This window comes from Kitasatospora sp. NPDC059577 (assembly GCF_042735475.1).
In the GTDB taxonomy this organism is placed as follows: domain Bacteria; phylum Actinomycetota; class Actinomycetes; order Streptomycetales; family Streptomycetaceae; genus Kitasatospora.
This window is the reverse complement of the sequence record NZ_JBHWBZ010000004.1, coordinates 236,574-261,821: the sequence shown is the minus strand read 5'-3', so window position 1 is coordinate 261,821 and position 25,248 is coordinate 236,574. Positions and strand designations below refer to the sequence as shown.

Annotated in this window: 18 protein-coding genes; 6 read left to right on the top strand and 12 right to left on the bottom strand. The window is 72.7% G+C overall.

Annotated elements, in window-relative coordinates:
- The first annotated feature begins 166 nt into the window (after positions 1 to 166).
- The 4 genes from rsmG to ACFV0O_RS06555 all read left to right on the top strand — a co-directional run bounded on the left by rsmG (position 167) and on the right by ACFV0O_RS06555 (position 4,068).
- Entirely contained in the window at positions 167 to 1,003 is an 837-nt protein-coding gene (gene rsmG / locus ACFV0O_RS06570) for a 16S rRNA (guanine(527)-N(7))-methyltransferase RsmG (protein WP_380337165.1), read from the top strand.
- 316 nt (positions 1,004 to 1,319) lie between these two features.
- Positions 1,320 to 2,264 (top strand): ParA family protein, encoded by a 945-nt coding sequence (locus ACFV0O_RS06565; RefSeq protein WP_380337226.1) that lies wholly within the window; start codon positions 1,320 to 1,322, stop codon positions 2,262 to 2,264.
- Positions 2,261 to 3,319 (top strand): ParB/RepB/Spo0J family partition protein, encoded by a 1,059-nt coding sequence (locus tag ACFV0O_RS06560; RefSeq protein WP_380337162.1) that lies wholly within the window; start codon positions 2,261 to 2,263, stop codon positions 3,317 to 3,319. Before ACFV0O_RS06565 ends, ACFV0O_RS06560 begins: the two co-directional genes overlap by 4 nt.
- Before the next feature lie 131 nt (positions 3,320 to 3,450).
- Positions 3,451 to 4,068, top strand: coding sequence for a GNAT family N-acetyltransferase (locus ACFV0O_RS06555; RefSeq protein ID WP_360260004.1), 618 nt, complete (start codon positions 3,451 to 3,453; stop codon positions 4,066 to 4,068).
- A gap of 195 nt (positions 4,069 to 4,263) precedes the next feature.
- Here ACFV0O_RS06555 and trxA read toward each other — a convergent pair whose 3' ends face one another.
- From trxA to ACFV0O_RS06520, 7 genes are all read right to left on the bottom strand, one after another.
- Entirely contained in the window at positions 4,264 to 4,590 is a 327-nt protein-coding gene (gene trxA / locus ACFV0O_RS06550) for a thioredoxin (protein ID WP_360260006.1), read from the bottom strand.
- A 134-nt stretch (positions 4,591 to 4,724) separates the two neighbouring features.
- The gene (gene trxB, locus ACFV0O_RS06545; protein WP_380337158.1) at positions 4,725 to 5,690 is read right to left on the bottom strand and encodes a thioredoxin-disulfide reductase; all 966 of its coding nucleotides are present in this window, start codon (positions 5,688 to 5,690) and stop codon (positions 4,725 to 4,727) included.
- A gap of 173 nt (positions 5,691 to 5,863) precedes the next feature.
- Positions 5,864 to 6,853: a hypothetical protein gene (locus ACFV0O_RS06540; RefSeq protein WP_380337155.1), complete on the bottom strand. Its 990-nt coding sequence runs from the start codon at positions 6,851 to 6,853 to the stop codon at positions 5,864 to 5,866.
- Positions 6,850 to 7,584, bottom strand: coding sequence for an RNA polymerase sigma factor SigM (sigM, locus tag ACFV0O_RS06535; protein ID WP_380337153.1), 735 nt, complete (start codon positions 7,582 to 7,584; stop codon positions 6,850 to 6,852). Before sigM ends, ACFV0O_RS06540 begins: the two co-directional genes overlap by 4 nt.
- Before the next feature lie 60 nt (positions 7,585 to 7,644).
- Positions 7,645 to 9,717, bottom strand: a complete 2,073-nt coding sequence (locus ACFV0O_RS06530) for a protein kinase family protein (protein WP_380337150.1) — start codon at positions 9,715 to 9,717, stop codon at positions 7,645 to 7,647.
- Between the two features lie 303 nt (positions 9,718 to 10,020).
- Positions 10,021 to 12,531: a murein biosynthesis integral membrane protein MurJ gene (gene murJ / locus ACFV0O_RS06525; protein WP_380337147.1), complete on the bottom strand. Its 2,511-nt coding sequence runs from the start codon at positions 12,529 to 12,531 to the stop codon at positions 10,021 to 10,023.
- Positions 12,532 to 12,588: 57 nt separating this feature from the next.
- Positions 12,589 to 15,090, bottom strand: coding sequence for a DUF6049 family protein (locus tag ACFV0O_RS06520; protein ID WP_380337144.1), 2,502 nt, complete (start codon positions 15,088 to 15,090; stop codon positions 12,589 to 12,591).
- A 389-nt stretch (positions 15,091 to 15,479) separates the two neighbouring features.
- Between ACFV0O_RS06520 and ACFV0O_RS06515 the strand changes: the two genes are divergently transcribed.
- Entirely contained in the window at positions 15,480 to 16,904 is a 1,425-nt protein-coding gene (locus tag ACFV0O_RS06515; protein WP_380337223.1) for a CCA tRNA nucleotidyltransferase, read from the top strand.
- Positions 16,905 to 16,982: 78 nt separating this feature from the next.
- On the opposite strand, the gene ACFV0O_RS06510 is transcribed toward ACFV0O_RS06515, so the two are convergent.
- The 5 genes from ACFV0O_RS06510 to ACFV0O_RS06490 all read right to left on the bottom strand — a co-directional run bounded on the left by ACFV0O_RS06510 (position 16,983) and on the right by ACFV0O_RS06490 (position 22,217).
- Positions 16,983 to 17,987: a hypothetical protein gene (locus ACFV0O_RS06510; protein WP_380337141.1), complete on the bottom strand. Its 1,005-nt coding sequence runs from the start codon at positions 17,985 to 17,987 to the stop codon at positions 16,983 to 16,985.
- Positions 17,988 to 18,044: 57 nt separating this feature from the next.
- The gene (locus ACFV0O_RS06505; RefSeq protein ID WP_380337138.1) at positions 18,045 to 18,695 is read right to left on the bottom strand and encodes a hypothetical protein; all 651 of its coding nucleotides are present in this window, start codon (positions 18,693 to 18,695) and stop codon (positions 18,045 to 18,047) included.
- A gap of 107 nt (positions 18,696 to 18,802) precedes the next feature.
- Positions 18,803 to 20,122: an MFS transporter gene (locus ACFV0O_RS06500; RefSeq protein WP_380337135.1), complete on the bottom strand. Its 1,320-nt coding sequence runs from the start codon at positions 20,120 to 20,122 to the stop codon at positions 18,803 to 18,805.
- 182 nt (positions 20,123 to 20,304) lie between these two features.
- Positions 20,305 to 21,387, bottom strand: coding sequence for an inositol-3-phosphate synthase (locus ACFV0O_RS06495; RefSeq protein ID WP_360260029.1), 1,083 nt, complete (start codon positions 21,385 to 21,387; stop codon positions 20,305 to 20,307).
- Positions 21,388 to 21,515: 128 nt separating this feature from the next.
- Complete coding sequence (locus ACFV0O_RS06490; protein ID WP_360260031.1) at positions 21,516 to 22,217, bottom strand: PadR family transcriptional regulator; 702 nt, start codon at positions 22,215 to 22,217, stop codon at positions 21,516 to 21,518.
- Between the two features lie 514 nt (positions 22,218 to 22,731).
- Here ACFV0O_RS06490 and ACFV0O_RS06485 point away from each other — a divergent pair.
- The gene (locus ACFV0O_RS06485) at positions 22,732 to 25,185 is read left to right on the top strand and encodes a transglycosylase domain-containing protein (RefSeq protein WP_380337131.1); all 2,454 of its coding nucleotides are present in this window, start codon (positions 22,732 to 22,734) and stop codon (positions 25,183 to 25,185) included.
- The last annotated feature ends 63 nt before the right edge of the window (positions 25,186 to 25,248 follow it).

The following is a 25,248-nucleotide window of genomic DNA, read 5'->3' as shown; positions in this document are numbered from 1 at the left end:
TATACCCCCCCCCCCGGGCGGCCGCCCCGCCACCCCGCCCGCGACCCCGTCCGCCTCGTGCGGGCGGGGTCGTCGTCCCTTCCGCGGGGAGCGCCCCGGCGGGAGACGTTTCACGTGAAACAGTGCGTTGAGCGGGTCGGTGGATCCGGGGATCGGAGAGGTCGAGATGGACACGGAGAACGCGGCTGCCGGCCGGCCGGGGGAGGACGTGGACCCGGCCGCCGAGGGGCGGGCCGCCGAGGTGACTGTGCCGAGCGAGGCGGCCGGGCCGGGCGAGGCACCGGCTGTCGCCCGGGAGGTCTTCGGCGACCGCTTCGACGCCGCGGTCCGGTACACCGAGCTGCTGGCCACCGCGGGCGTCCAGCGCGGGCTGATCGGGCCGCGTGAGGTGCCCCGGCTCTGGGACCGCCACGTCCTCAACTGCGCGGTGCTGGCCGAGCTGCTGCCCGACGGCACCTCCCTGTGCGACGTCGGCTCCGGCGCCGGCCTGCCCGGCATCCCGGTGGCGCTGGCCCGGCCGGACGTCTCGGTGACGCTGCTCGAGCCGCTGCTGCGCCGGACCACCTTCCTGGAGGAGGTCGTCCGGGAACTGGGACTGGACAACGTCACGGTGCTGCGCGGCCGCGCCGAGGAGATGGTCGGCAAGCTCGCGGTCGACGTGGTGACCGCCCGGGCGGTGGCGCCGCTGGAGCGGCTGGCCGGCTGGGGCATGCCGCTGCTGCGCCCGCACGGCCAGATGCTGGCGCTCAAGGGGGACAGCGCGGAGCAGGAGCTCGCCGACTCGCGCGCCGGTCTGGCCAAGCTGGGTGCGGTCGAGTGGAGCGTGATCTCGGTCGGCGAGGGCACCCTGGAGACCTCGACCCGGGTGGTCCAGGTCAAGGCGGGGGAGAGCCCCGGCGGTGTGAAGGCGGCGACCCGGCGGGCGAAGGCGGCCCGGGCGGGCCGTACCGCGAGCGCCCGCAACGGCGAGCGCGGCCGGGGCGGGCGGCGCCGCACCCGCTGACCGGGTGACGTCGGACACGCACGGACAGGGGCGGACGCCTCCTCCACGGGAGGGGCGTCCGCCCCTCGTCGTCCGGGGTGGCGGGCGGGCCCCCGTCCGGTGTCCGGTGGAGCACCCCCGGGGCACCGGAGTGTCGCAACGTCAGATTTAGGGCATAGCGGGCATGGTGTTTCACGTGAAACGTCGCCCCTCGCTCTCGGACAGTCTCGATTTGCGGCTCCGCCGCGGGCTCGGCCTCTTCCGGGCTGCGACTGTTGCCGCTCCGGTTCCACGTGAAACACTGACCCCCATGCAGGACTCGGAGACCATCGACCAGATCGATGACACGCCCATCGCGCGGGCTGCCCAGGCTGCGGTCCAGGCGATCGGCCGAGCGGGAGAGGGTCTGCCCCGACCCGCCGCCACCCGGGTGATCGTGGTCGCCAACCAGAAGGGCGGGGTCGGCAAGACCACCACCACCGTGAACATGGCCGCCTCGCTGGCCATGCACGGGCTGCGCGTCCTGGTCGTCGACCTCGATCCGCAGGGCAACGCCTCCACGGCACTGGGCATCGACCACCACGCCGACGTGCCGTCCATCTACGACGTCCTGGTGGAGGGCAAGCCCCTGGCCGACGTGGTGCAGCCGGTGCACGACGTCGAGGGGCTGTTCTGCGTCCCCGCCACCATCGACCTGGCCGGTGCCGAGATCGAGCTGGTCTCCCTGGTGGCCCGGGAGAGCCGGCTCCAGCGCGCCATCGCGGCGTACGAGCAGCCGCTGGACTACATCCTGATCGACTGCCCGCCCTCGCTGGGCCTGCTGACGGTCAACGCCCTGGTCGCCGGCCAGGAGGTGCTGATCCCGATCCAGTGCGAGTACTACGCGCTGGAGGGCCTCGGCCAGCTGCTGCGCAACGTCGAGCTGGTGCGCGCCCACCTCAACCCCGCGCTGCACGTGTCGACCATCCTGCTCACCATGTACGACGCCCGGACCAGGCTGGCCGCCCAGGTCGCCGAAGAGGTCCGGACCCACTTCCCGCAAGAGGTGCTGAGCACGGCGATCCCCCGCTCGGTGCGCATCTCGGAGGCGCCCAGCTACGGGCAGACGGTGCTCACCTACGACCCGGGCTCGACCGGGGCGCTCTCCTACCTGGAGGCGGCCCGCGAGCTCGCGCTGCGTGCGGTGGGCCAGGGCGGCTCGCTGGTGGGTCAGCAGCGGGACGGCCAGCAGGGGCACGGTGCCCCGGTGGCACAGCACGGCACGACGGAGGGTCATCAGTGAGTGGTCGCAGGGGTCTGGGTCGAGGGCTGGAGGCGTTGATCCGCCCCGCCGCGCCGGTGGACGGCGGGGCGGCGGCGGCGAAGCCCGCGCCCACCGCGCCCGCACCGGCCGCTCCGGTGGCGCCGGGCGCGGTGCCGCCGCTGCCGAGCGGCCGCGGCACGGTGGCGGCCCGGGCGGCCGCCGAGAAGCAGGCCGAGCAGGCGCAGCCGGCCGGTGCCTACTTCGCCGAGCTGCCGCTGGACGCGATCACCCCCAACCCGCGCCAGCCGCGCGAGGTCTTCGACGACGACAAGCTGGCCGAGCTGGTCACCTCCATCAAGGAGGTCGGTCTGCTCCAGCCGATCGTGGTGCGCCAGGTCGGCGTCGACAGCTTCGAGCTGATCATGGGCGAGCGCCGCTGGCGCGCGTCCCGGGAGGCCGGGCTGGAGCGGATCCCGGCGATCGTCCGGGCCACCGAGGACGACAAGCTGCTGCTGGACGCCCTCCTGGAGAACCTGCACCGGGCCGAGCTGAACCCGCTGGAGGAGGCCGCCGCCTACGACCAGCTGCTGCGGGACTTCTCCTGCACCCACGAGGAGCTGGCCGACCGGATCGGCCGCTCGCGCGCGCACGTTTCCAACACCCTGCGGCTGATGAAGCTCCCCCCGACCGTGCAGACCCGGCTGGTGGCCGGAACGCTGACGGCCGGGCACGCCCGGGCGCTGCTCGGGGTGCCGGACGCCGCGCAGCAGGAGCTGCTGGCCGCGCGGATCGTGGCCGAGGCCCTCACGGTGCGCAACGTCGAGGAGATCGTCCTGCTGATGCGCCCGGAGGAGGGGAAGAACCCCAAGCGCCAGGCGCCCAAGGCGGGCAAGCTGCTCTCCCCGGCCTTCAACGACCTGGCGAGCCGGCTGTCGGACCGCTTCGACACCCGGGTCAAGGTCGAGGTCTCGCAGCGCGGCGGCAAGCTGGGCAAGGGCAAGGTGGTGCTGGAGTTCGGTTCGGTGGAGGACCTCAACCGGATCCTGGAGGGCATGGCCCCCGGCGAGGACGGTCTGCGGCTGTCGCAGGGCTGAGCCGGGCTTCGGGCCGAGGGCACCGGACCGATGGGTGCGTGCTTCACGTGAGCGCTGTTTCACGTGAAACATGCACCCATCGGTGTTCGTGGGGGAATGCTCGACCGTGAGGTGGAGGAGGAGGTACGGGCATGGGACGCCGGATCGCTCCGCTGACGCTGGACAACCTGGGGGACCTCCCGGCCGGCTGCCGCTCCTGCGTGTTCTGGGAGCTGGATCCGGTCAGCGCCAAGGAGGCGGTGGAGTCCGGGAAGCCGGAGCTGGAGAAGGAGGGGTGGATCTCCACGGTGCTGCTGGAGTGGGGTTCCTGCGGTCGGCTCGTCTACGTGGACGACCGGCCCGCGGGGTTCGTGCTCTACGCGCCGCCCGCCTACGTCCCCCGCTCACAGTCCTTCCCGACCAGTCCGGTCTCGCCGGACGCCGTCCAGCTGATGGTCAGCCGGGTGCTGCCGGGCTACCAGGGCCAGGGACTCGGCAGGGTGCTGGTGCAGACGGTGGCCAAGGACCTGATCGGGCGCGGGGTGCGGGCGATCGAGGCCTTCGGCTCGGCCGGAAGGCTGCCGATCAGCTGCGTGCTGCCGGCCGACCACCTGCTCGCGGTCGGCTTCAGGACCGTCCGGCCGCACGCCCGCTACCCGAGGCTGCGGCTGGAGGCGCGGACCACGCTCTCCTGGCGCGGGGACGTGGAGGGGGCGCTGGAGCGGCTGCTCGGCGGCGGGCGCAAGGAGCCGGCGCTGCGGCCGTTCTGAACGGGCCGGGGGCAGGCGGCGCGGCGGGGACCGCGGGAGCGGGACGAAGAACGGCGGGGGGGGGGGGGGGCTCGCGGGGCGTCGCGGCGCGCGCGCCCGCCCCGGGGCCGGCGCGCCGCTGACCCAACGCACCCCGGCGCGCCCCCACCACCCCCCGACCCCCCCCCCCCGCCGCCGTGCGGTCGACGGTCCGACCTAGATGAAGCCGTCCAGCTCGCGCAGCAGCGCGGCCTTCGGACGAGCACCGGTGATGGACTTCACCGGCTCGCCGCCCTTGTACAGGATCAGGGTCGGGATCGAGATGACGCCGTACTGGGCGGCGGTCGCCTGGTTGGCGTCCACGTCGAGCTTGGCGATGGTCAGCTTGTCGCCGTGCTCGGCCGCGATCTCGTCCAGGATCGGGGCGACCTGGCGGCACGGGCCGCACCAGGTGGCCCAGAAGTCGACGAGCACGGGCTTGTCGCTCTCCAGGACGTCGGACTTGAACGACGCGTCGGTGACGGTGGTGGTGGCGCCGGCCACGGGAACTCCTCGGGTTCGGACGGAGGGGGCTGCTGCCAGGAGAACAACGGGTGGGCCCGTTCTGTTTCTGCCCGGCCGGGGCGGGGGTGTTCCACGGGGAACACCCCCGAGGGGGTGGGTCGGTGGCCCGGGGGTCAGACCGCCACGGCGGCGGCCTTGGCCTCCAGGTCGTCCAGCGCGGCCAGGTAGCGCTCGGCGTCCAGCGCGGCGGAGCAGCCGGTGCCGGAGGCGGTGATGGCCTGGCGGTAGGTGTGGTCCACGACGTCGCCGGCGCCGAACACGCCCGGGATGTTGGTCCGGGTCGAGGGGGCCTCGACCTTGAGGTAGCCCTCGGCGTCGAGGTCCAGCTGGCCCTTGAACAGCTCGGTGCGCGGGTCGTGGCCGATCGCGATGAACAGGCCGGTGACGGCCAGCTCGCGGGTCTCACCGGTGGTGGTGTCGCGCAGGGTGACGCCGGTCAGCTTCGGGTCGCCGTGGATCGCCTCGACCGCGCTGTCCCACTCGAAGCGGATCTTCTCGTCCGCGAAGGCGCGCTCCTGCATCGCCTTGGAGGCGCGCAGCGTGTCCCGGCGGTGGATGATCGTGACGCTCTTGGCGAAGCGGGAGAGGAAGGTCGCCTCCTCCAGGGCGGTGTCACCGCCGCCGACCACCGCGATGTCCTGGTCGCGGAAGAAGAAGCCGTCGCAGGTCGCGCACCAGGAGACGCCGCGCCCGGAGAGCCGGTCCTCGTTCGGCAGGTCGAGCTTGCGGTGCTGGGAGCCGGTGGTGACGATCACGGCGCGCGCCCTGTGCACGTTGCCCTCGGAGTCGGTGACGGTCTTGATGTCACCGGTGAGGTCGACCGCGACGATGTCGTCGGGGATCAGCTCGGCGCCGAAGCGCTCGGCCTGGGCCCGCATGTTGTCCATCAGCTCGGGGCCCATGATGCCGTCCCGGAAGCCCGGGAAGTTCTCGACCTCGGTGGTGTTCATGAGCGCACCACCGGCGGTGACGGCCCCCTCGAAGACCAGCGGCCTGAGGGAGGCACGGGCCGTGTAGAGCGCAGCCGTGTACCCGGCCGGGCCGGAACCGATGATGATCACGTTACGGACGTCGCTCACTGCTTCTCCTGGTTCGCATCGCGACCCGCGTTTGCTGCGGGGAGGGCGGTCCTGCTCCGCCGCCCGGGACAACGACTGACCAGTGTCTCGCATTCCCAGGCGGATCAGTACCACGTGCCCGGACTCCGGGAGCGGCGTGCCGTGCCGGACGTGGATCGCATGGGAACCACTGGTCAGCGGCTGGGAACGCTCTGGTGCAGGACCACCGGACCGCAGTCGGGGGACCGCAGGTAGACGTCCACGAGGTCCACCCGGCCGGGCACCGGGTAGACCAGGACGTCGACCGGGGCGCCGTCGTAGTTGCCCTGGTCGGTGGCCAGCGGGGTGCCGGGGGCCGGGGCCGGGCAGGACGGCGAGGGCGGCGGGGAGGCGGCCGGGGAGGCCGAGGCGGACGGTTCCGGGCGGGCGCCCTCGGCGGGCAGCACGCTCTGGGGCTTGGCCTGCCCGGTCGGGCGCAACCCCGGCGGGGTCTCCGATCGGGCCAGCAACTGCTGCACCTGGGTGGCGAGTTCGTCGGTGCGGTAGGTGGTTCCGGTGCTCGCGGTGTGCGGGGTGCGGGCGCTCTGGTCGGCGGCGGCGGTGCCCGCCGGGGCGCCCGCGGTGACCGAGGGGCCGCCGGAGTTGTCGTCGGGGTTCAGGAGCAGGGCCCCGCCGAGGCCGAGGGCGGCCAGGGCGGCCGCGGTGCCGAGCAGCAGGGCGAACCGTCGGCGGCGGGAGCGGCCCGGACCGGTGGCGCCGGAGGGCCGTGCGGGCGGCGCGGAGGCCCCCGAGGCGGCCCGCGCGGGCGGGGCCGGGGTGGCGGCCCGACGTTCGGCGGCCGGGGCCTGCTGCGGCCGGTGCCCGGGCGCGCGGTCGTCCCCGGGGGCGCTCCCGGACGATCCGGCGGCCTCCGGGGAGCCGTCCCCGGCGGCGGCCTGCGCCAGCGCGGCGTCCAGTCGGGCGGCGACGTCGGCGGGCATCGGCGGGGTCTCCACGTCGCCGAGCAGCGCCTGGACCTCGACGAGGGCGTCGACGGTCTCCCGGCACTCGGCGCAGCCGTCCAGGTGCCGGCGCAGCGCCGTGACGGCCCCGGGGGACTCGACCAGTCCCTCGGCGAGGTCGGCGAGCTGCTCGACCGGGGGGTGGTCCCCCGTGGGGTCGGGGGAGGGGAGGGGGGCGGTCATCGTGTGCTCGCGTCTCCTTCCAGAACCGTCCGACCGGTGTTCGGGCTCGTCCCTGTGACGGTGCGGGGCGCCGTCGGGTTCCCCGGAGTGCCCCGCCGTGGTGGGGCCGAACCCGGGGCGCCCGGTGTTTCACGTGAAACATCCGGCCCGTCGTCGTTCTCGCGTAGGTGCCGCACCAGGGGGAGCAGCCGGGCCCGGCCGCGTGCGCAGCGGCTCTTCACGGTGCCCACGGGGACGCCCAGCAGCTCGGCGGCCTCGGCGACCGGGTAGCCCTGCATGTCGACCAGGACCAGCGCGGCCCGCTGCTCGACGGGCAGTTCGTCGAGGGCCGCGGTCACCTCGCGGTGCAGCTCGGCGCGGACCACCGGGGAGTCGGCCGGCTCGGCGGCGCCGACCAGGGTGTCGAGCCGCTGCGGGTCCTCGTCGAGCGGCGTGGTGCGGCGGGTGGCACTGCGGCGGGCGCGGTCCAGGCAGGCGTTGACGACGATCCGGTGCAGCCAGGTGGTGACGGCCGAGCGGCCCTGGAAGCCGGCGGCGGCGCGGAACGCGGAGACCAGGGCGTCCTGGAGCGCGTCGGCGGCCTCCTCGCGGTCGCCCAGGGTACGCAGGGCGACCGCCCAGAGCCGGTCGCGGTGGCGGTTCACCAGCAGGCCGAAGGCTTCCCGGTCGCCCGCCACGTGCCGGGCGAGCAGCGCCGCGTCGTCGTCCGTCCGGTCCACGCTGTCCCTCACCGCCACCCCTTCGTCCTCGCCGTGTCCGCTTGCCGCCCGACGGCGGCCCCGGCCGTCGGGTCAGCCGGAGACCTTGACCTCGGCGACGTGGCCGCGGAACTTGCTGTCGGAATCCTTGGTCAGGCTGGTCAGCCAGATCAAGAGGTAGCGGGTGGTGACCGGGTTGTCGAGGGTGTATTCGACGTTGGTCCCGCTCTTCTTGCCGACGACGGTGAAGCCGTCCGGCTTGGCCGCCATCGGGTTGGCGGCGGCGGCCGGGGTGGGCAGGCGGAGTTCCGCGGCCTGCTCGCCGCCGCTGAACTGGACGTTCACCGCAGAGACCGACTGCGGCGAGCCGAGGTCGATCAGCAGGCCGGTGCCCGGCTTGAGGGCGGGCGCCTTGGGGCCGAACTGGTCGTAGTACCAGCCGGTGGTCCAGGCGGTGTTCGGGTCGCCGTCGATGGACTTCCCGATGCTCTCGGTGCCCTCCGGCCCGTCGCCCAGCGGGTTGTAGGACTGCGCTTCCTTGATCGCGATCGGCACCGGCGTGTGCGTCGTCGGGTGCGGGGTGGTCGGCGCGGCGCTGCTGGCCGAGGGCAGCGGGGAGGCGACGGCGCCGTTGTTGTTGTTGCGCAGGTTGTCGACGAACTGCCAGGAGGCGACGCCGATGGCGCCCAGGGCGACGGTCCAGGCGGTGGCCTTGGCCACCCGCCGCAGCCGCCGCCGGGCGCGCCGGGTCGAGGCCGGGCGGGAGGAGGCGGGCAGCGGCGCGACGGTCGTGTCGGCGACCCGGGTCGGGTTGGGGGCCGTCGGCAGGGCGTGGGTGTTGTGCCGGGGCGGCGCCGGGTAGGCGGGCAGCTCCGGCTCGGGCCGGCGGATCCGGGGCAGCTGTGCGATCGCCCGGACCAGCTCCTCCGGGGTGGTGATCGGCTCGGCGTGGTGCGGCGGGTGGTCGAACAGGGCGCGCGCCGCGAGCTCGGACAGGCCCTTGTGGACGCCGGCGCGGACCTGGTCCGGCGCGACGTTCTGGAGGCCCTTCGGGAGGCCCCGGAGGTCGTAGCGGTCCTCGGGGTACGGCCAGCGGTGGGTGAGCGCGGCGAACAGCAGGGCGCCGATCGCACGGGTGTCGGAGCGCTGGGCGTCCTCGGTGGTCCCCTCGACGGGCAGCCCGCGCAGGGCGGCGTCCACCGCGATGCCGTTGATCCGGTACTGGCCGCTGTCGGTGCGCAGCACGCAGCGCGGGGTGAGCCGCAGGTGGGCCTGGCCGCGCCGGTGGGCGGCCGCGACCGCGTCGGCGACCTGGCGGACCATCTGGTACGCCTCGTGCGGCTCCAGCGGGCCGTCCGCGAGCAGCTTGGCCAGGTCGGAGGAGTGCGGCAGCCACTCCCGCACGACGTAGACCAGCTCGCCCTCCTGGACGGCGTCCAGGACCTGGACGAAGCGCGGGTCGCCGAGCAGGGCGGCGGACTTGGCCGCGGCCAGCACCTTGCGGGCCCGCTGGTGGCCGGAGGCCATCAGGTGGACGCCGACGGCCCGGCGCAGCTTCTCGTCGACGGCGCGCCAGCTGCTGAAGGTGTCCGTCTGGGAGATGCACTCCTCCAGCAGGTACCGGTGGCCGATCATGTCGCCGCTGCGGCGCTGCGGGGCGGGAAGGGTGCGCGGGAGGGTGGCGGTGTCGCGCGGGTCGACCGTGGGCTGCGGGTCGGTGGGACGGCGCTTCGCGGGGGCCTGCGCGGGGGCGGGTTTCTTCCCCGCTGCGCCGGCGGCCAGTTCGGCGGCGATCTCCTGGACCGAGAGCGGCGCGGTGATCTCCGAGGTCTCCTCGCTGACGGAGACCGCCGGGCCGGCGGTCCGCGGACCGTCCGGGTCGCGGTCCGCGTCCGAGTCGTCCGAGTGGTCGGAGCCACCGGGGTCACCGGAGTCGGTGGAGCTCCCGGATCCCCCGTCGGGGCCGTCGTGGGTGTCCCCGTCGACGTCACCGGCGGTGCGCCCGGGAACGGCGGCAGCGGTGGAGGCGCCCTTGCCGCCGGCGGAGGCGCGCCCGTCGGCGTCCTTCGCGACGGCGAGCCCGTCGATCGCCGCGGCCAGCGCGGCTTCGTCCGCCGCCGTGTCAGCTGCCGACGTGTCGACGACCGCCTTGGTGCCATCAGCCACCGTGGTCCTGCCTCCCCTTGTGTCGCCCCGGCTGAGAGAGTCGCTGGAGTCCGGGGGTTTGGCGGCCCCGTGCTCCAGGACAATTGTGCCCACTCTTCTCCCCCGGGTACGACCTCTGAGGGCCCCGCTCGGTTGCCCACCGGTGGAGAGATGTGGTGCAGATAGGACACCGGGTCGCCACCTCGCCGCCGGGTTGCACCGGCTCGGCCGGCGGCCCAGCAGTAGGCCGGACGAGCGGCGGAGCTGTTCGCTCCGGTTGACGCCCGGTCAGGGCGCCCGCTCGTCCGGCCGTCGAAGCGACGGTCAGCGGCCCAGTCGGCCGCGGACCATGCCCAGCATGGCGTTCAGTTCCTCGATCCGCAGGCGCTTCGCGATGAGCACGAAGACCCCCAGCTGCAGGCCGCCGGCCACGACCAGGGAGGCGATGCTCCCCGGCCAGCCGCTGAGCACCTGCTGGACCGCCAGACTGGCGCCGAGGCCCACCAGGGCGGCCGGGACGCAGGCGGCGGCCAGCCGGCTGTACGTCCTGCCGATCCGCTTGGTGTCCAGCCCGCCGATCTTCTTCTTCAGCTTCGGCACGGCCACCATCACCCCGATGGCGTAGGCGAACCCGTAACCGAAGGCCATGCCGATCACCGTCCACTGCGCGGGCAGCAGCAGCCAGCACAGCACCGAGAAGGTCGCCTGGCAGACGGCGACCCAGACGGTGTTGGAGAACGGGGTCCGGGTGTCCTCGTAGGCGTAGAAGCCGCGCAGCATCACGTACTGGGCCGAGTACGGGATCAGGCCCAGGGCGAAGGCGGAGAGCATCAGCCCGACGTTGGTGGCGTCGTTCAGGACGGACTGGTTGCCGCCGACCGCGTAGATCGAACGGCCGATCACCGGACCGAGCGACAGGAACAGGAACGCGCCCGGGACGACCGCCACCGCGGTGGTGCGCAGACCGTAGGAGATGTCGTCGCGGACGGCTCCGGCGTCGTCGTCGGCGGCCGCCCGGGAGAGCCGGGGGAGCACCGCGCTCATGATCGAGACGGTGATCACGGCCTGCGGGAGCTGCCAGATCAGCAGGGCGTTGGAGAACGCCGCCAGGCCGACGCCGGTGTGGCCGGCCGCCGCGGCGGCGTCGCCGGCGTTGGTCGACAGCTGGGTGATCACCAGGTAGCCGGCCTGGTTGGCGAGCACGAAGAAGAACGTCCACTTGGCCAGCCGGGCGGCCTTGCCCAGGCCGTGGCCGCGCCAGTCGAAGCGGGGCCGGAAGCGGAACTCGGCCGCCCGCAGGTACGGGATCATCGCCAGCGACTGGACGACCAGGCCGATCAGGGTGCCGAGGCCGAGCAGCCGGACGCCCTCGGGCGAGACGGCCTCCGGGGTGACGTGGGTGGTGCCGAACCCGCCGTAGACCCAGATGTAGGCGGCGAAGGTGAAGATCACCACGATGTTGTTCAGGACCGGGGTCCACATCATCGCGCCGAACCGGCCGCGGGCGTTGAGGATCTGGCCCATCACCACGTGGATGCCCATGAAGAAGATCGTGGGCAGGCAGTAGCGGGCCAGCGCCACCGTGGTGTCGGCCCGCTCCGGGTTGGACATCATCGGGTGGGCGATCAGCTGGACCAGCACCGGTGCGCCGAGCACCGCCAGGAACACCACGCCGCCGAGCCCGACCATCACCAGGGTGAGCAGCCGGCTGGCGTACGCGGTGCCGCCGTCCTCGTCGTTCTTCATGCTGCGCACCAGCTGCGGCACGAAGACCGCGTTCAGCGCGCCGCCGCCGATCAGGATGTACAGCAGGGTCGGCAGGGTGTTCGCCGCGTTGTACGAGTCACCCATCACGCCGACGCCGATGGCCAGGGTGATCACCATGGTCCGGACGAAGCCGGTGCCGCGGGAGACCAGGGTGCCGGCCGCCATGATCGCGCTGGAGTTCAGCAGGCTGGCGACCTTGCCGCCCCCGCCGGCCGCCGGGGCTTCCGCGGGCTGCGGCTGCGCGGCGTGCTCCTCGGCGAGATCCGCCAGCGGCTCGACCGCCGGGGGCACCGCGACGGCGGCCACCTGCATGGTGGCCTCCTCCTCGGAGAGCGGCGGGTCGAACTCGATCGGCGGCACGAAGGGGCGCTGCCCGCCCGGACCGCCGTGCTGCGGCTGCCCCGGGTAGCCGACCACCGGCGGGTACGGCGCGGGACCGGCCTGCGCGCCGGGCGGCACGGCCCCCGGGGTGCCCGGCTGGGCGGTCTGCGGGGCCGGGGCGGGCTGCGGGACCGGCGGCGGGGCCGCGGCCTGCGCCTGCCGGCCACCGAACAGCGCGTCCACCCCGACGTACTCGGTGGTCTCGCTGTCCCAGGCGGAGTGCGCCGGGCCCGGCTCCCACTGCTGCGGCTGCTGTGGCTGCTGTGGCTGCGACTGCTGCTGCTCGGCACCGCCCCACCGGCCGCCGGCCGGAGCCGGGGCCGCGGGCTGCTCCGGCTGCCAACCGGCCTGTGGCGGGGTGTCCCAGCCGGGCTGCGTCGGCGGCACCGGGGGCGAGAACTGCTCCGCCGCCGGGTACGGGGTCGGCGGCACCGGCATCGGGTAGCCGCCGCCCTGCGGCGGCAGCTGCGGCGGCACGTCGTACGCGGCGGCCTGCTGCTCCGGCCCGGCGGGTCGCCCGGCCCGCAGGCCGTACGGGTCCTGGCCGTCCTGCGGGGTCCCGTACGCGTCGGCCGCGTACGGGTCCTGGGCGTAGGTGTCGGCCACGTACCAGTCGCCGGACGGCGACTCGGCACCCGGCCGGCTCTCACCGCGGCCCGGCGGCCGCTCCTCGCTGCGCCCGGTCATGTCACCTCTTCGCTGTCGTGGGGGAGGCCGGCCCGGCGTCACGGGGGGTCGGCGGTATCAAGGACCAACCTTCTCATCACTGGCGGCCCTATCCCGGCCATCCGGGCTGCTGCCGCGCGGTGTCTGCGCGGGACCGTCACCAGCGGAGTCGTCCGCCGGCCCGGACCCGTCGGACCCGCTGTCCCCGGGCGTCCCGTCGGCCCCGTCCGCCTCCGGCTCCGCGACGGCCCCGCCGTCCGCCTGCGGGGCGTCCCCGACCGGCTGGTCGCCGTCCTCGTGCGGCCGGCCGTCCCGGCGCTTGCGCTGGCGCATGAAGCGCAGCGCGGCCAGCAGCAGCAGGAGGCCGGCGCCCGCGAACACGTACAGCACGCCGTTGGTCACCGAGGTGACCTCGACCCTGAAGGTCTGGGCCTCGCCGTACGCCCGCGGGTTGGGGCCGGTGGTCCACAGCTGGGCGGTCATGTTGACCGGCCCGTTGTTGTGCGCCTCGGCCTGGAAGCGGAGGGTGGCGCTCTGCGAGGCCGGGAGGACCAGTTCCTCCTCCTTGCTCACCCGCAGCCTGTTCGGCTGGGTCGAGGTGAGCACCAGCTTCAGGTTGGTGACCGTCTGGGTCAGGTCGTTGCGGACGCTGACCTGCAGCTGGCCGGTGTCGCCGGCCAGGGTGACCACGCGCTTCGGCGGCACCTGGACGGCCTTGGTCAGCTCCTGCAGGTACATCTTGACGCCCTGCCGGTAGGCGCCGCCGGCCGGTGCCCGGGTGCGCCACTCGGTGGACAGCGAGCGGGCCATGGCGGCGTTGAACGGGCCGCGCACCCGCTGCGGCAGGGTGAGCACCCGCATCAGGGTGTCCAGGTCGTACTGGATGCGGTCGGTGCCGCTGAGGTCGGCCGCCGACAGCTCCGAGGCGCGGGCCTGGGTCGGGTAGTCGGCCGCGGCCGGGACGCCGGTGTTGGCCTTCGGGTCGGGCGAGGACTGGGCCACCCCGTCCAGCTTGGTCGGGGCGATCCACTTGCCGGCCGCCGCCTGCAGGGCGTTCGCCAGCACCTTGGCGGTGTTGACGCTCAGCTCGCGCGACGGCATGACCAGCAGGCCGCGCTGGTTCTGCGGCTGCTCGTGGGTGATCGCGAAGGTCTCGGCGAGGAAGCGCTGGGTCGCGTCGGTCTGGTCCTTCGCGGAGCTCAGGTCCTGCTGGAACAGCCCGGAGACCGTCTCGTCGGCGACCACCGCGCTCTGCCCGTTGCCGATCGGGCGCACCGCGCTCGGGGTGTAGTTCAGCGAGTCCGGCTCCGGCATGCTCGCCCCGTTGGCGAGCACCAGCCCGCTGCCGGCCTGCTGGGCGAGGCCGGTGATCCGCTGGTCGACGTAGCCCTGGTAGGGCCAGGCGACGTCGGAGCGGGTGTCCACGGAGAGCCGGCCCTCGACGGTCAGCCGGCCGGCCGTCGCGGCCTTGTTGAGCGCGGTCGACATGCCGGGCAGGTCGGCCCCGTTGTGCGCGATCGAGGCGAGGTCCGGGTCGGCGTAGGGCAGCGCGACCACCTGGCTGTCCGGCTTGGCGACGGCGGCCCGCAGCTTGTCCAGCCAGGCGGTGGCGGCGGCCGTGCCGGTGCCCGGGACGGTGTTGTCGTCCCTGGCCGGCTTGCCCGCGGACTCGGTGCCCGGGTTCTGCACCCGGTAGGGCTTGGCCATCGCGAACGCGGCGTCCACCAGGTCCGGGTCGATCACCCAGGTCAGGCCGGGCAGCTTGGAACCGGTGTCGACCAGCTCGTACAGCCGCCCGCCGGGGGCGAACTCGGCGGCCAGGCTGTCGTCGCGCAGCACCGAGGTGGACTGGTCGCCGGTGTCGGCGACGGTCTGCGCGGCCAGCACCGGCGCGTGCACCAGCGGCCAGAGCGTGGCGACCTTCGTCGGCTGCGCCTCGGCGCCGCCCGGGTTGTACGGCAGGAAGCTCCGGGCGATGCCCAGGGCCCGGTCGTGCGAGTTGTCGGCGGTCGAGCCCCAGGCGTCCACCGCGAGCTCGTACACCCCGCTGGAGGACAGCCCGAGGTCGTTCACCGCGACGCTCAGCGTGTACGGCAGGGTCTGGCCGGGGTTCAGCTCGGGCAGCGCGTACTGGGGGCTGTCCAGCTCCACGCCGTCGGTGCCGATCGGCGTCGTGCGGCCGGCCACGTTCGCCAGGTCGCTGCGCCGGTCCAGCGGCTTGCCGGAGTACGGCTTGCGGACGGCGGCGTGGGCGCCCTTCAGCGCCGACTTGCCGGCGTTGGTGACGTGCCCCGTGATCGTCACGGTGCCGTTGGGCACGGCCACCTGCGGGGCCAGCGACTCGATGCTCAGGACCACCGGGTACTCGGCCGAGGCGGTGGAGTCCGCGGCCGGCCGGGGGTTGCCGCCGGCCGGCAGCGCGCCGGCCGGGGCGGCCGTGAAGAAGGTCAGGGCGGCCGCGCAGGCGGCGGCGAGGCGCAGGCCCGCCCGGCGGACCGGATGACGTCCCCCGGTGGGGCGTTCGGCCCGTCCAGGCTGTCGGTGCGCCCCCAGGCCCGAGTGCCGTGCCGGCTCGCTCACTCGCTTCGCCCTCGCCGTTCTCGATCGTTTGCTGCTGATGCTGTTCGTCCCGTCCGGCGCGGTCGCGCCCGACGTCCCTCGATTGGAGCTCTTGCCATTCTCGACGCTCGGGAGCGTTCGCCCGACGCCGTCGCCGCACCGCCGGCGCAGGAGTTCCGCGGGCCGTGGCGGCACGCGGCACCGCATCCCCTGTCCGGTGCCCGAGACTCGTCCACCGGCATGGTAACGATGCAGCCTGCGGTGCAGTGTTGCGGGCTGTGGGGTGAGACGCCCAAAACGCGCGGGCGGTTGACCTGCCGGGGCACGTACCCTTGTGAGCCGTGTCCACTGCCAATGAGCCCACCACGCGCACCGACCGTCCCAGCACCGCCGCCCGGGCCGTCCCAGGCCTGAGCGAGGCCCAGACCCTGGGGCTGCAAGAGCTGCTGCGGGTGTCGCCGGTCGCCGACGAGATCGCCCGCCGCTTCGAGGCGGCCGGTCACCGGCTGGCGCTGGTCGGGGGCTCGGTCCGGGACGCGCTGCTCGGCCGGCTCGGCAACGACCTGGACTTCACCACCGACGCCCGCCCGCAGCAGGTGCTCAAGCTGGTCAAGGGCTGGGCGGACGCGGTCTGGGACGTCGGCATCGCCTTCGGTACCGTCGGTGCCCGCAAGGACACCCCCGAGGGCTCCTTCCTGATCGAGATCACCACCTACCGCTCCGAGGCGTACGACCGCACCTCCCGCAAGCCCGAGGTGACCTACGGCGAGACCATCGAGGAGGACCTGGTCCGCCGGGACTTCACGGTCAACGCGATGGCCGTCGACCTGCCGGGCCGCGGCTTCGTCGACCCGCACGGCGGCCTGGAGGACCTGGAGGCCCGGGTGCTGCGCACCCCCGCCACCCCGGAGGAGTCCTTCTCCGACGACCCGCTGCGGATGATGCGGGCCGCCCGCTTCGCCGCCCAGCTCGACTTCGACCCGGCGCCCGAGGTGGTCGCCGCGATGTCCGCGATGGCGGAGCGGATCACCATCGTCTCGGCCGAGCGGGTCCAGGCCGAGCTCAACAAGCTGCTGCTGGCCAAGCACCCGGTGAAGGGCCTGCGGCTGCTGGTCGACACCGGCCTGGCCGGGTACGTGCTGCCCGAGCTGCCCGCGCTGCGGCTGGAGCGCGACGAGCACCACCGGCACAAGGACGTCTACGAGCACTCGCTGACCGTCCTGGAGCAGGCCGTCGCGCTGGAGCAGGACGGCCCGGACCTCACCCTGCGGCTGGCCTCGCTGCTGCACGACATCGGCAAGCCGCGCACCCGCCGCTTCGAGTCGGACGGCCGGGTCTCCTTCCACCACCACGAGGTGGTGGGGGCCAAGATGACCCGCAAGCGGATGCGGGAGCTCAAGTACTCCAAGGAGCTCACCGAGGACGTCTCGCGCCTGGTCGAGCTGCACCTGCGCTTCCACGGCTACGGCGGCGGCGAGTGGACCGACTCCGCGGTGCGCCGCTACGTCACCGACGCCGGGCCGCTGCTGGAGCGCCTGCACAAGCTGACCCGCTCCGACTGCACCACCCGCAACAAGAAGAAGGCGGCCACGCTCTCCCGCACCTACGACGGTCTGGAGACGCGGATCGCCGAGCTGAAGGAGCAGGAGGAGCTGGACGCCGTCCGCCCGGCGCTGGACGGCAACCAGATCATGGAGCTGCTCGCCCTCAAGCCCGGTCCGTCGGTCGGCAGGGCGTACAAGCACATGCTCGAACTCCGCCTGGAGCACGGCCCGATGGAGCACGACGAGGCGGTCTCGGCGCTGCGCGCCTGGTGGGCCGGGCAGCAGGGCTGACGCCGGCTCCGGTTCCTGACACGACGCGAGGGGTGGTCCCGGCACTCGGCCGGGGCCACCCCTCGCGCGTGCGGCGGGCTACTTGAGCTTCTTCAGGCAGAGCACGTAGTTCAGGGACGGGAAGTTGGTGTAGGTGCGGGTGTACCAGCTGTCCGACTTGGGCTGCTTCTCGCAGACCTTCTCGTCGGACGTGGCGGGGTACTTGTAGATCACCTTGTACTGCGCCTTGGTGTCGGTGCAGGGCAGCACCGAGACCTTCGGGTGGGTGTCGGTGGTCTCACCGGCGGGGCCGTTCTCGTTGCGCAGGCAGTCGCCCGCCTTGGCCGTGTCCACGCTGTCCGCGTCGTCGGTCGGGGTGGTGATCGGCGGCAGGGTGATGCTCGGCAGCACCGGCATCGTGAAGGTCGGCGAGGGGAAGGCCGGCGGCGGCGAGGGCGTGAAGGTGAACGCCGACGGGGACGGCGACGGCGCCGCGGTGATCGGGTTGCTCGGGTCGTCGTTCTTCGACGGGCCGAGCACCCCGGTGGCGGCGAGGACGACGGTGACCGCGAGCGAGACCGGCACCAGCAGCATCGCCATGTGCGGGCGGCGGGCCAGCGGCACGCCCGGGTCGAGCTGCGGGCCGTGGCTGCCCGGGACGGGCGGCTGCAGCCGGCTGATGCGGTTGTGCGGGCCGAGGTTCAGCAGCAGCGTGATCGGGGTCAGCAGCCACGAGATCAGGCTCCACCAGCCCTGGACCAGTGTCCGGGCGGACATGTCGCGCACGGTGGCAGTGCCGCAGGTGCGGCAGAACGGGCCGGACATCCGCAGCATCCGGTAGGCCACGATCAGGCCCTGGTGGCCGCGGACGGTGGCGTTCACCGCCGGGTAGCCGCCGCAGAACCGGCAGGTCAGGCCGTCCGTCGGGCCCTGCGGCGGGTACCCGTAGCCGTAGTTGGGCGCGGGCTGCTGGTAGCCGTACGGCTGTTCCGGCGGCGGGGCGCTCGGGTAGCCGTAGCCGGGCTGGCCGGGCGGCGGGGGCGGAGCGCCGTAGGCGCCGGAGGAGTACGGGTTGCCGTCGCCGGGCGGCGGACCGTACGGCATCTGGGGCGGAGGTGGAACGGACAAGTTGGTCCCCCGGGGACGGAGTGGTGGAAGAGTTCAGGACTTCTTCACCGGCGGGACACCGGTGGTGGCGGGCGCCATCGGACCGAGGCAGAGCACGTACCGCTTCTTGTTCCAGCGGCGGCCGCTCTTGCCCGAGACGGCGCTCGTGGTCTGCGGCGTCTGCTTGCAGCGGTTCACGTCGGTGGTGCCTTCGAACTTCGACAGTACGCGGTAATTCGCTTTGGAATCAGTGCACTTGACGATTTCGACGTCACGGGAGCCACTCGCCCGCACACAGTCGCCCGGCTTGGCGCTGCTGACGCTCGGCCCGGCCACGAAGTACCCGACCGCCAGGGCCAGGCCGCCGCCGGCCAGTCCGACCATCTTCAGCTTGGAGATGCCGCTCTTCTTGGCGGGCGGCGCCGTCGGTGCCGGAGCGGCGGGCTGCGGGTAGCCGTACGCCCCGGCGGGCGGCTGCTGTCCGTAGGGCTGGTGCCCGTACGGCTGGTGCCCGTACGACGGCGGCGCTCCGTAGCCGCCCGGGGCGGGCTGCGGCACCTGTCCGGGGACGGGTGCCTGCCCGTAACCGGGCGGCGGTCCGTACGGCGCGGCCGGCGGGGGAACGGGCGCACCGTACGGCGGTGCGGCGTGCGGCCCCGCCGGAACCGGCGGTGGCGGCCCGTACTGGTTGGGCGGTGTGCTCATCAGTTCGTCCCCCGAGACAGAGTGCTGTCGTTCCGACAGGTCTGACACCTTAGCGACTCGGTCGGACGCCACCGGTCCCGAGTCCGGGGGGATTCGTGGAGGACCGGTCAGGGGATCGGGCGGCGGCGGGCGGCGCGCAGGTAGAGGACCGCGGTGAGGGCGTACACCGCGGCGACGCCGACGACCACCGCGCCGGAGCGGCCGGACAGCGGCAGCACCAGGGCGGTGACCATGGCGGCGGCCACGAAGGCGACGTTGAACAGCACGTCGTAGATGGCGAAGACCCGGCCGCGGAACTCGTCCTCGACCGACTCCTGGACCACGGTGTCGGCGCAGATCTTGGTGCCCTGGGTGACCACCCCGAGCAGCAGGGCGGCGATCAGGCAGGGCACCAGCGTGAAGCTCAGGCCGAGGGCGGGGACGAAGACCACCGGGGCGATCAGGCAGGCCGTCATCCAGCCGGCCAGGCCGAGCTTCCGGGTGCACCAGGGGCTGACCACCGCGGCGACGAAGAAGCCGGCGGCGGAGAGGCCGACGGCCTGGCCGAGGCTGACCAGGCCTGCGGCGCTGTCGGCCGGGTCGTTGAAGGTGTAGCGGGCGAGCATCACCACGACCACGATCAGCACGCCGTAGCAGAACCGGGCCGCGGTCACCGCCGCCAGCGCGTGGACGGCGGGCCGGCAGTCCCGCACCAGGTGGCGCACCGCGGCGCCGAGTTCGACGGCGGCCCGGACCAGCGCCTGGCCGAGTGCCGGGCGGTCGGCGTGCTGGTCCGGGCCGAGCAGGTCGCGGTCCATCCGGCGGGCGGCCAGCGCGGCCGACAGGTAGAGCAGCGAGGCGACCGTCACCAGCGCGGCGTCCGCCTTCGGTCCGGGCGTCATCACCTGGTGCAGCAGGAAGCCGATGCCGCCGCCCGAGGCGGCGGCGACCGTTCCGAGGGTGGGGGAGAGCGCGTTGGCGGTGACCAGCCGGTCCTGCTCCACCACCCGGGGCAGGGCGGCGGACAGACCGGCGAGGATGAACCGGTTGAGCGCGGTGACCAGCAGGGCCGAGGCGAAGAACAGCTCGGTCGGCGCCTCGGCCAGGAGCAGCGCACCGGTGACCAGGCCCAGCCCGAAGCGGGCCAGGTTGCCGTAGTACAGCACCTGGCGTCGGCGCCAGCGGTCCAGCAGCACCCCGGCGAACGGGCCGATCACCGAGAACGGCAGCAGCATCACGGCCAGCACCGAGGCGATGTCGGTGGGGGAGGACTGCTTCTCGGGGGAGAAGACCACGTAGGCGGCGAGCGAGACCTGGAAGACCCCGTCCGAGAGCTGGGAGAGCACCCGGGCGGTCAGCAGCCGCCGGAAGTCCCGGCCCCGGAGCAGGTCGAGGAGCGTGGCGCGGTGCGCGGACTGGTGGGTGCTGCCGTTCTCGGTGATCGCCACCCGCCCAGAGTGCCATGGAACGGGCTGCTGTTTCACGTGAAACATCGGCCGGGAAAACGCGAAGGGCCCACGATCCGGTGATCGTGGGCCCTTCGGCGGAGCCGGGGGGGATCAGTCGCTCAGCACGCGGGTCCGACGGTGCGACCCGCTGCGGAGCGACCGGTCCGCGCGGTGCCCTGGGCTCAGCGCTCGACCTCGCCGCGGATGAACTTCTCGACGTTCTCGCGGGCCTCGTCGTCGAAGTACTGGACCGGCGGGGACTTCATGAAGTACGAGGAGGCCGACAGGATCGGGCCGCCGATGCCGCGGTCCTTGGCGATCTTGGCGGCGCGCACGGCGTCGATGATGACACCTGCGGAGTTCGGGGAGTCCCAGACCTCGAGCTTGTACTCCAGGTTCAGCGGGACGTCACCGAAGGCGCGACCCTCCAGGCGGACGTAGGCCCACTTGCGGTCGTCCAGCCAGGCCACGTAGTCCGAGGGACCGATGTGGACGTTGTTGGCGCCCAGCTCGCGGTCGCGGATCTGCGAGGTGACGGCCTGGGTCTTGGAGATCTTCTTGGACTCCAGGCGCTCGCGCTCGAGCATGTTCTTGAAGTCCATGTTGCCGCCGACGTTCAGCTGCATGGTGCGCTCGAGGATGACACCGCGGTCCTCGAAGAGCTTCGCCATCACGCGGTGCGTGATGGTGGCGCCGACCTGGGACTTGATGTCGTCACCGACGATCGGCACGCCGGCCTCGGTGAACTTGTCCGCCCACTCCTTGGTGCCCGCGATGAACACCGGCAGGGCGTTCACGAAGGCGACCTTGGCGTCGATGGCGCACTGGGCGTAGAACTTGGCGGCGGCCTCGGAGCCCACCGGCAGGTAGCAGACCAGGACGTCGACCTTCTGGTCCTTCAGGACCTGGACGACGTCGGCCGGGGCCTCGTCCGACTCCTCGATGGTCTGGCGGTAGTACTTGCCCAGGCCGTCGAGGGTGTGGCCGCGCTGGACGGTGACGCCGGTCGGCGGCACGTCGCAGATCTTGATGGTGTTGTTCTCGCTGTTGCCGATGGCGTCGGCCAGGTCGAAGCCGACCTTCTTGGCGTCGACGTCGAAGGCGGCGACGAACTCCACGTCACTGACGTGGTAGTCACCGAACTGGACGTGCATCAGGCCGGGGACCTTGCCGGCCGGGTCGGCGTCCTTGTAGTACTCGACACCCTGCACCAGCGACGCGGCGCAGTTGCCCACGCCGACGATGGCTACGCGAACCGAACCCATTCCGGTTGCTCCCTGTGATCTCATGAGGGCCGCCGTGACCGGCGGCACCTCGTCCTGCATCTTCGATGACTGCTGTGTAAGGGCGCGAGGCGCCCACTCCTGCCGCGCGGCACAGGGCTGGCGCGGTGTCAGCGCTCCTGGGCGGAGCGCCCCGGGCGGTCGTACGGTGGCCCGGACGGGTCCGAGGACCCGGTCTCCTGGCCACGGCCGTCCGAAGTCTTGTGGGGTGCGCCGGCGGAGTCGCCGCCGGTGGCGGGACCGGTCCGGCCGGTGCGGTTGGACCGCTCGGTCTCGATCAGCTCGTTGAGCCAGCGGACCTCGCGCTCCACCGACTCCAGTCCGTGCCGCTGGAGTTCGACGGTGTAGTCGTCGAACCGCTCGCGGGCGCGGGCCAGCGAGTTGCGCATCCGCTCCAGGCGCTCCTCCAGCCGGCTGCGGCGCCCCTCCAGGACGCGCATCCGGACGGCCCGGTCGGTCTGGCCGAAGAACGCGAAGTGGACGCCGAAGTGCTCGTCCTCCCAGGCGTCCGGGCCGGAGTCGGCGAGCAGCTCCTCGAAGCGCTGCTTCCCCTCGGCCGAGAGCCGGTAGACGATCTTGGACCGCTTGCCGTTGAGCGCGGTGGCCGGGACGTACTCGACGTCCGGGTTGTCCTCGACCAGGAAACCCTGGGCGACCAGGCTCTTCAAGCAGGGGTAGAGCGTTCCGTAGGAGAGCGCCCGGAACGTGCCGAGCAGGATGTTGAGCCGCTTGCGCAGCTCGTAGCCGTGCATCGGAGCGTCGTGGAGCAGGCCGAGAACGGCGAACTCCAGCACTCCTGAGCGCCTGCCCACTGTCGCGGTCCTCCTCCCTCTCGGCTTCCGTCCGGCCGCTGCATCCGGCAGTATTCCGCTTCGATGTATCGGCTCGATATATCGAGAACAGTAAACCCGACCCCGGGAACGGGCAAGGGGGGCACGCGTGAATGTGATCACAAGCCGACGCGCGGGTGAGCTTGGCAACGGCCGTGTAATGATCTGTCGCCGTTTTGCGGTTATTGGCGAATGATGCCCGATTAGTTGTATTTCCGTGCTGCGTACGCTGTCGCGTGTGCACGAGGACCACCTCCGGAGTCAGGCGGTTTGCGGGCATCCGACGTGAACCCTGCCTTCAGGCTGGAGACGCCTGGCGAGGAGTGGCTGCAAGATGAGCGATCGACGGCGAAGGACGCCCGACCCGGGCGGTGACGGGCAGCAGCCCCCGGGAGGCGGCGGCCGTCGGGGAGGGCCCGATCCGGACGAGCTGAGCTCGCCCGGGATCGGTCGCCGACGCCCGCAGGGCGTTCGGGAGACCGCTCAGCAACCCCGGATGACCCGGGCGGAGATGCGCAAGGCCTCCCAGAAGAAGGGCAAGGGGGGCGGCCGGAGCGGTGCCGCCGCGGCGTCCGCCGCGGCCGCCGGGCCCGGCAAGAAGCGCTTCATCGACTACCCGCGGTTCGGCAAGACCGGGATCCGGCGCTGGCTGCCGTCCTGGAAGCAGTGGCTGAGCGGCTTCCTGCTGGTCTTCGGCTGCTTCGTCGGCCTGGTGTTCTACCTGTACCAGACCACCCAGGTCCCCGAGCTGAACAAGCTGGTGCAGGGCCAGAACACCATCTACTACTGGGCCGACGGCTCCGAGATGACCCGCAAGGGCCAGACGAACCGTCAGATCGTCGAGCTCCCGGACATCAGCCCCAACCTGCAGAACGCCGTCATCGCCGCGGAGAACCAGGACTTCCGCACCGACCACGGCATCGACCCCAAGGGCATGCTCCGCGCCGTCTACAACATGGCGAAGGGAGGGGAGACCCAGGGCGCCTCGACCATCACCCAGCAGTACGTGAAGAACGCCTACCTGAGCCAGGAACAGACCATCAGCCGCAAGGTGAAGGAGTTCTTCATCACGCTGAAGATCGACCAGCAGCAGGGGAAGGAAGAGATCCTCAAGGGCTACCTGAACACCAGCTGGTTCGGTCGCGGCGCGAACGGGGCCCAGGCCGCCGCCCAGGCGTACTACGGGGTGGACGCCAAGGACCTCAACCTGTGTCAGAGCGCCATGCTGGCCGGCCTGCTCAAGGGTGCGGCCTACTACGACCCCACCAACCCGGCCAACAAGGAGCGGGCCGAGGGGCGGTGGTCCTGGATCCTCGACAACATGGTGAAGATCAAGGCCGTCACCCCGGAGGAGCGGGCCAAGTGCACCGAGTTCCCGACCCCGGTCCCGCTGAAGCCCAGCTCCAACATGAACGGTGAGGTCAGCTACCTGGTCGACACCGCCAACAAGTACGTGATGAACACCGACAAGGCGGTCACCCAGCAGGTGATCGACAAGGGCGGTCTGAAGATCTACACGACCTTCGAGAAGGACAAGGTCGACGCCCTGAAGAAGGCCGTCGACGACGTCAAGGCGGAGAACCTCGACCCGCAGAAGCGCCCGGACAACGACACCAACATCCAGTTCGGCTCCGCCAGCATCCGCCCCGGCGACGGTGCGATCATCGCCCTCTACGGCGGCGACGGCGTGGAGAACGGCCACTTCGACAACAACGCCGACGCCTCCGGCGTCCAGGTCGGCTCGACCTTCAAGCCGTTCGTGCTGGCGACCGCGATGCAGGTCGGCGTGCAGACCGCGAAGGGCGACGACGGCAAGCCGAAGCGGATCAACGCCGACAGCCGCTACCTGGCCGACGACCTGTCCGAGATCCGCAAGCCGGACGGCTCGCTGGTGATCGGTGACGACGGCAAGCCGTACCACCAGAAGAACGAGGACGCCAGCAAGCACGGCTACGTCTCGCTGCGGCAGGCCATGCAGTACTCGTACAACGTGCCGTTCGTCCAGCTCAACCAGGACGTCGGCGGCCAGAACGTGGCCGACATCGCGGTGCAGATGGGCGTCCGGAAGGAGAGCCTCGCGGACCCGAAGACCGCGACCTTCCCGCTCGGCACCTCCACCATCAGCCCGATCCGGATGGCCACCGCCTACGGCACCCTGGCGGCCAGCGGCAAGGAGTCCGAGCCGTACTCGGTCACCAAGGTCGAGCTGAACGGCGTCGAGCGCCCGGGCTTCGCCAAGAAGGACCCCAAGGTCGCGCTGGAGCCGGCGGTCGCCGACAACGTCACCGACGTCCTGGTGAACGTGGCCGCGAAGGGCACCGGTACCAAGACCCTCGCGCTGGGCCGCCCGGTGGCGGGCAAGACCGGTACCACCGACCAGAACAAGTCGGCCTGGTGGGTCGGTTACACCCCGCAGCTGGTGACCAGCGTCGCGATGTGGCGCGAGGACCCGTCCAAGCACGAGCGGCAGTCGCTCAACGGCACCGGCGGCAAGGCGTCCATCCACGGTGGTGACATCCCGACCGACGTCTTCACCCGGTACATGAAGGTCGCGCTGGCCAACGAGAAGAAGATGGACTTCCCGAACCCGCAGCCGGTCGGCACCGAGGTCGACTCCTCCGGTGCGCCGTCCACGGCCACGCCCGTGCAGACGCCGACCACGGCGGACAGCCCGTCGGCCCCGCCGCAGACCCAGCAGCCGACGCAGCCCGCCCAGCCGCAGCCGACCCAGACCCAGAGCTGCGTGCCCGGCGTGGACTGCCCCGGCGACCCGCAGCCGACCGCGACCAAGACCAAGCCCCCGCACCCGACCAACACCTGTCTGATCCCGGGCCTGCCCGGCTGCCAGACGCCGCCGCCGACCCCCACGGACACCACGACACCGGGCGGTGGTGGGAAGCCGTCCGGCAAGCCGACCCAGACCACCCCGCCCGGCCCGCCCGGGGGGTAGTACCCGGACGAGAACCGCAACGGCGGGGGGGGGGGGGCGCGCGGGGCGCGGGGCGCGCCCGGC

What these genes read in the sequence shown, in the direction of transcription:
- ACFV0O_RS06495 (WP_360260029.1), bottom strand. Translation starts at nt 21,387, where the DNA reads ATGGGTTCGGTTCGCGTAGCCATCGTCGGCGTGGGCAACTGCGCCGCG.
- ACFV0O_RS06485 (WP_380337131.1), top strand. Translation starts at nt 22,732, where the DNA reads ATGACCCGGGCGGAGATGCGCAAGGCCTCCCAGAAGAAGGGCAAGGGG.
- murJ (WP_380337147.1), bottom strand. Translation starts at nt 12,531, where the DNA reads ATGACCGGGCGCAGCGAGGAGCGGCCGCCGGGCCGCGGTGAGAGCCGG.
- ACFV0O_RS06510 (WP_380337141.1), bottom strand. Translation starts at nt 17,987, where the DNA reads ATGCCGTACGGTCCGCCGCCCGGCGACGGCAACCCGTACTCCTCCGGC.
- rsmG (WP_380337165.1), top strand. Translation starts at nt 167, where the DNA reads ATGGACACGGAGAACGCGGCTGCCGGCCGGCCGGGGGAGGACGTGGAC.
- ACFV0O_RS06505 (WP_380337138.1), bottom strand. Translation starts at nt 18,695, where the DNA reads ATGAGCACACCGCCCAACCAGTACGGGCCGCCACCGCCGGTTCCGGCG.
- ACFV0O_RS06555 (WP_360260004.1), top strand. Translation starts at nt 3,451, where the DNA reads ATGGGACGCCGGATCGCTCCGCTGACGCTGGACAACCTGGGGGACCTC.
- ACFV0O_RS06540 (WP_380337155.1), bottom strand. Translation starts at nt 6,853, where the DNA reads ATGACCGCCCCCCTCCCCTCCCCCGACCCCACGGGGGACCACCCCCCG.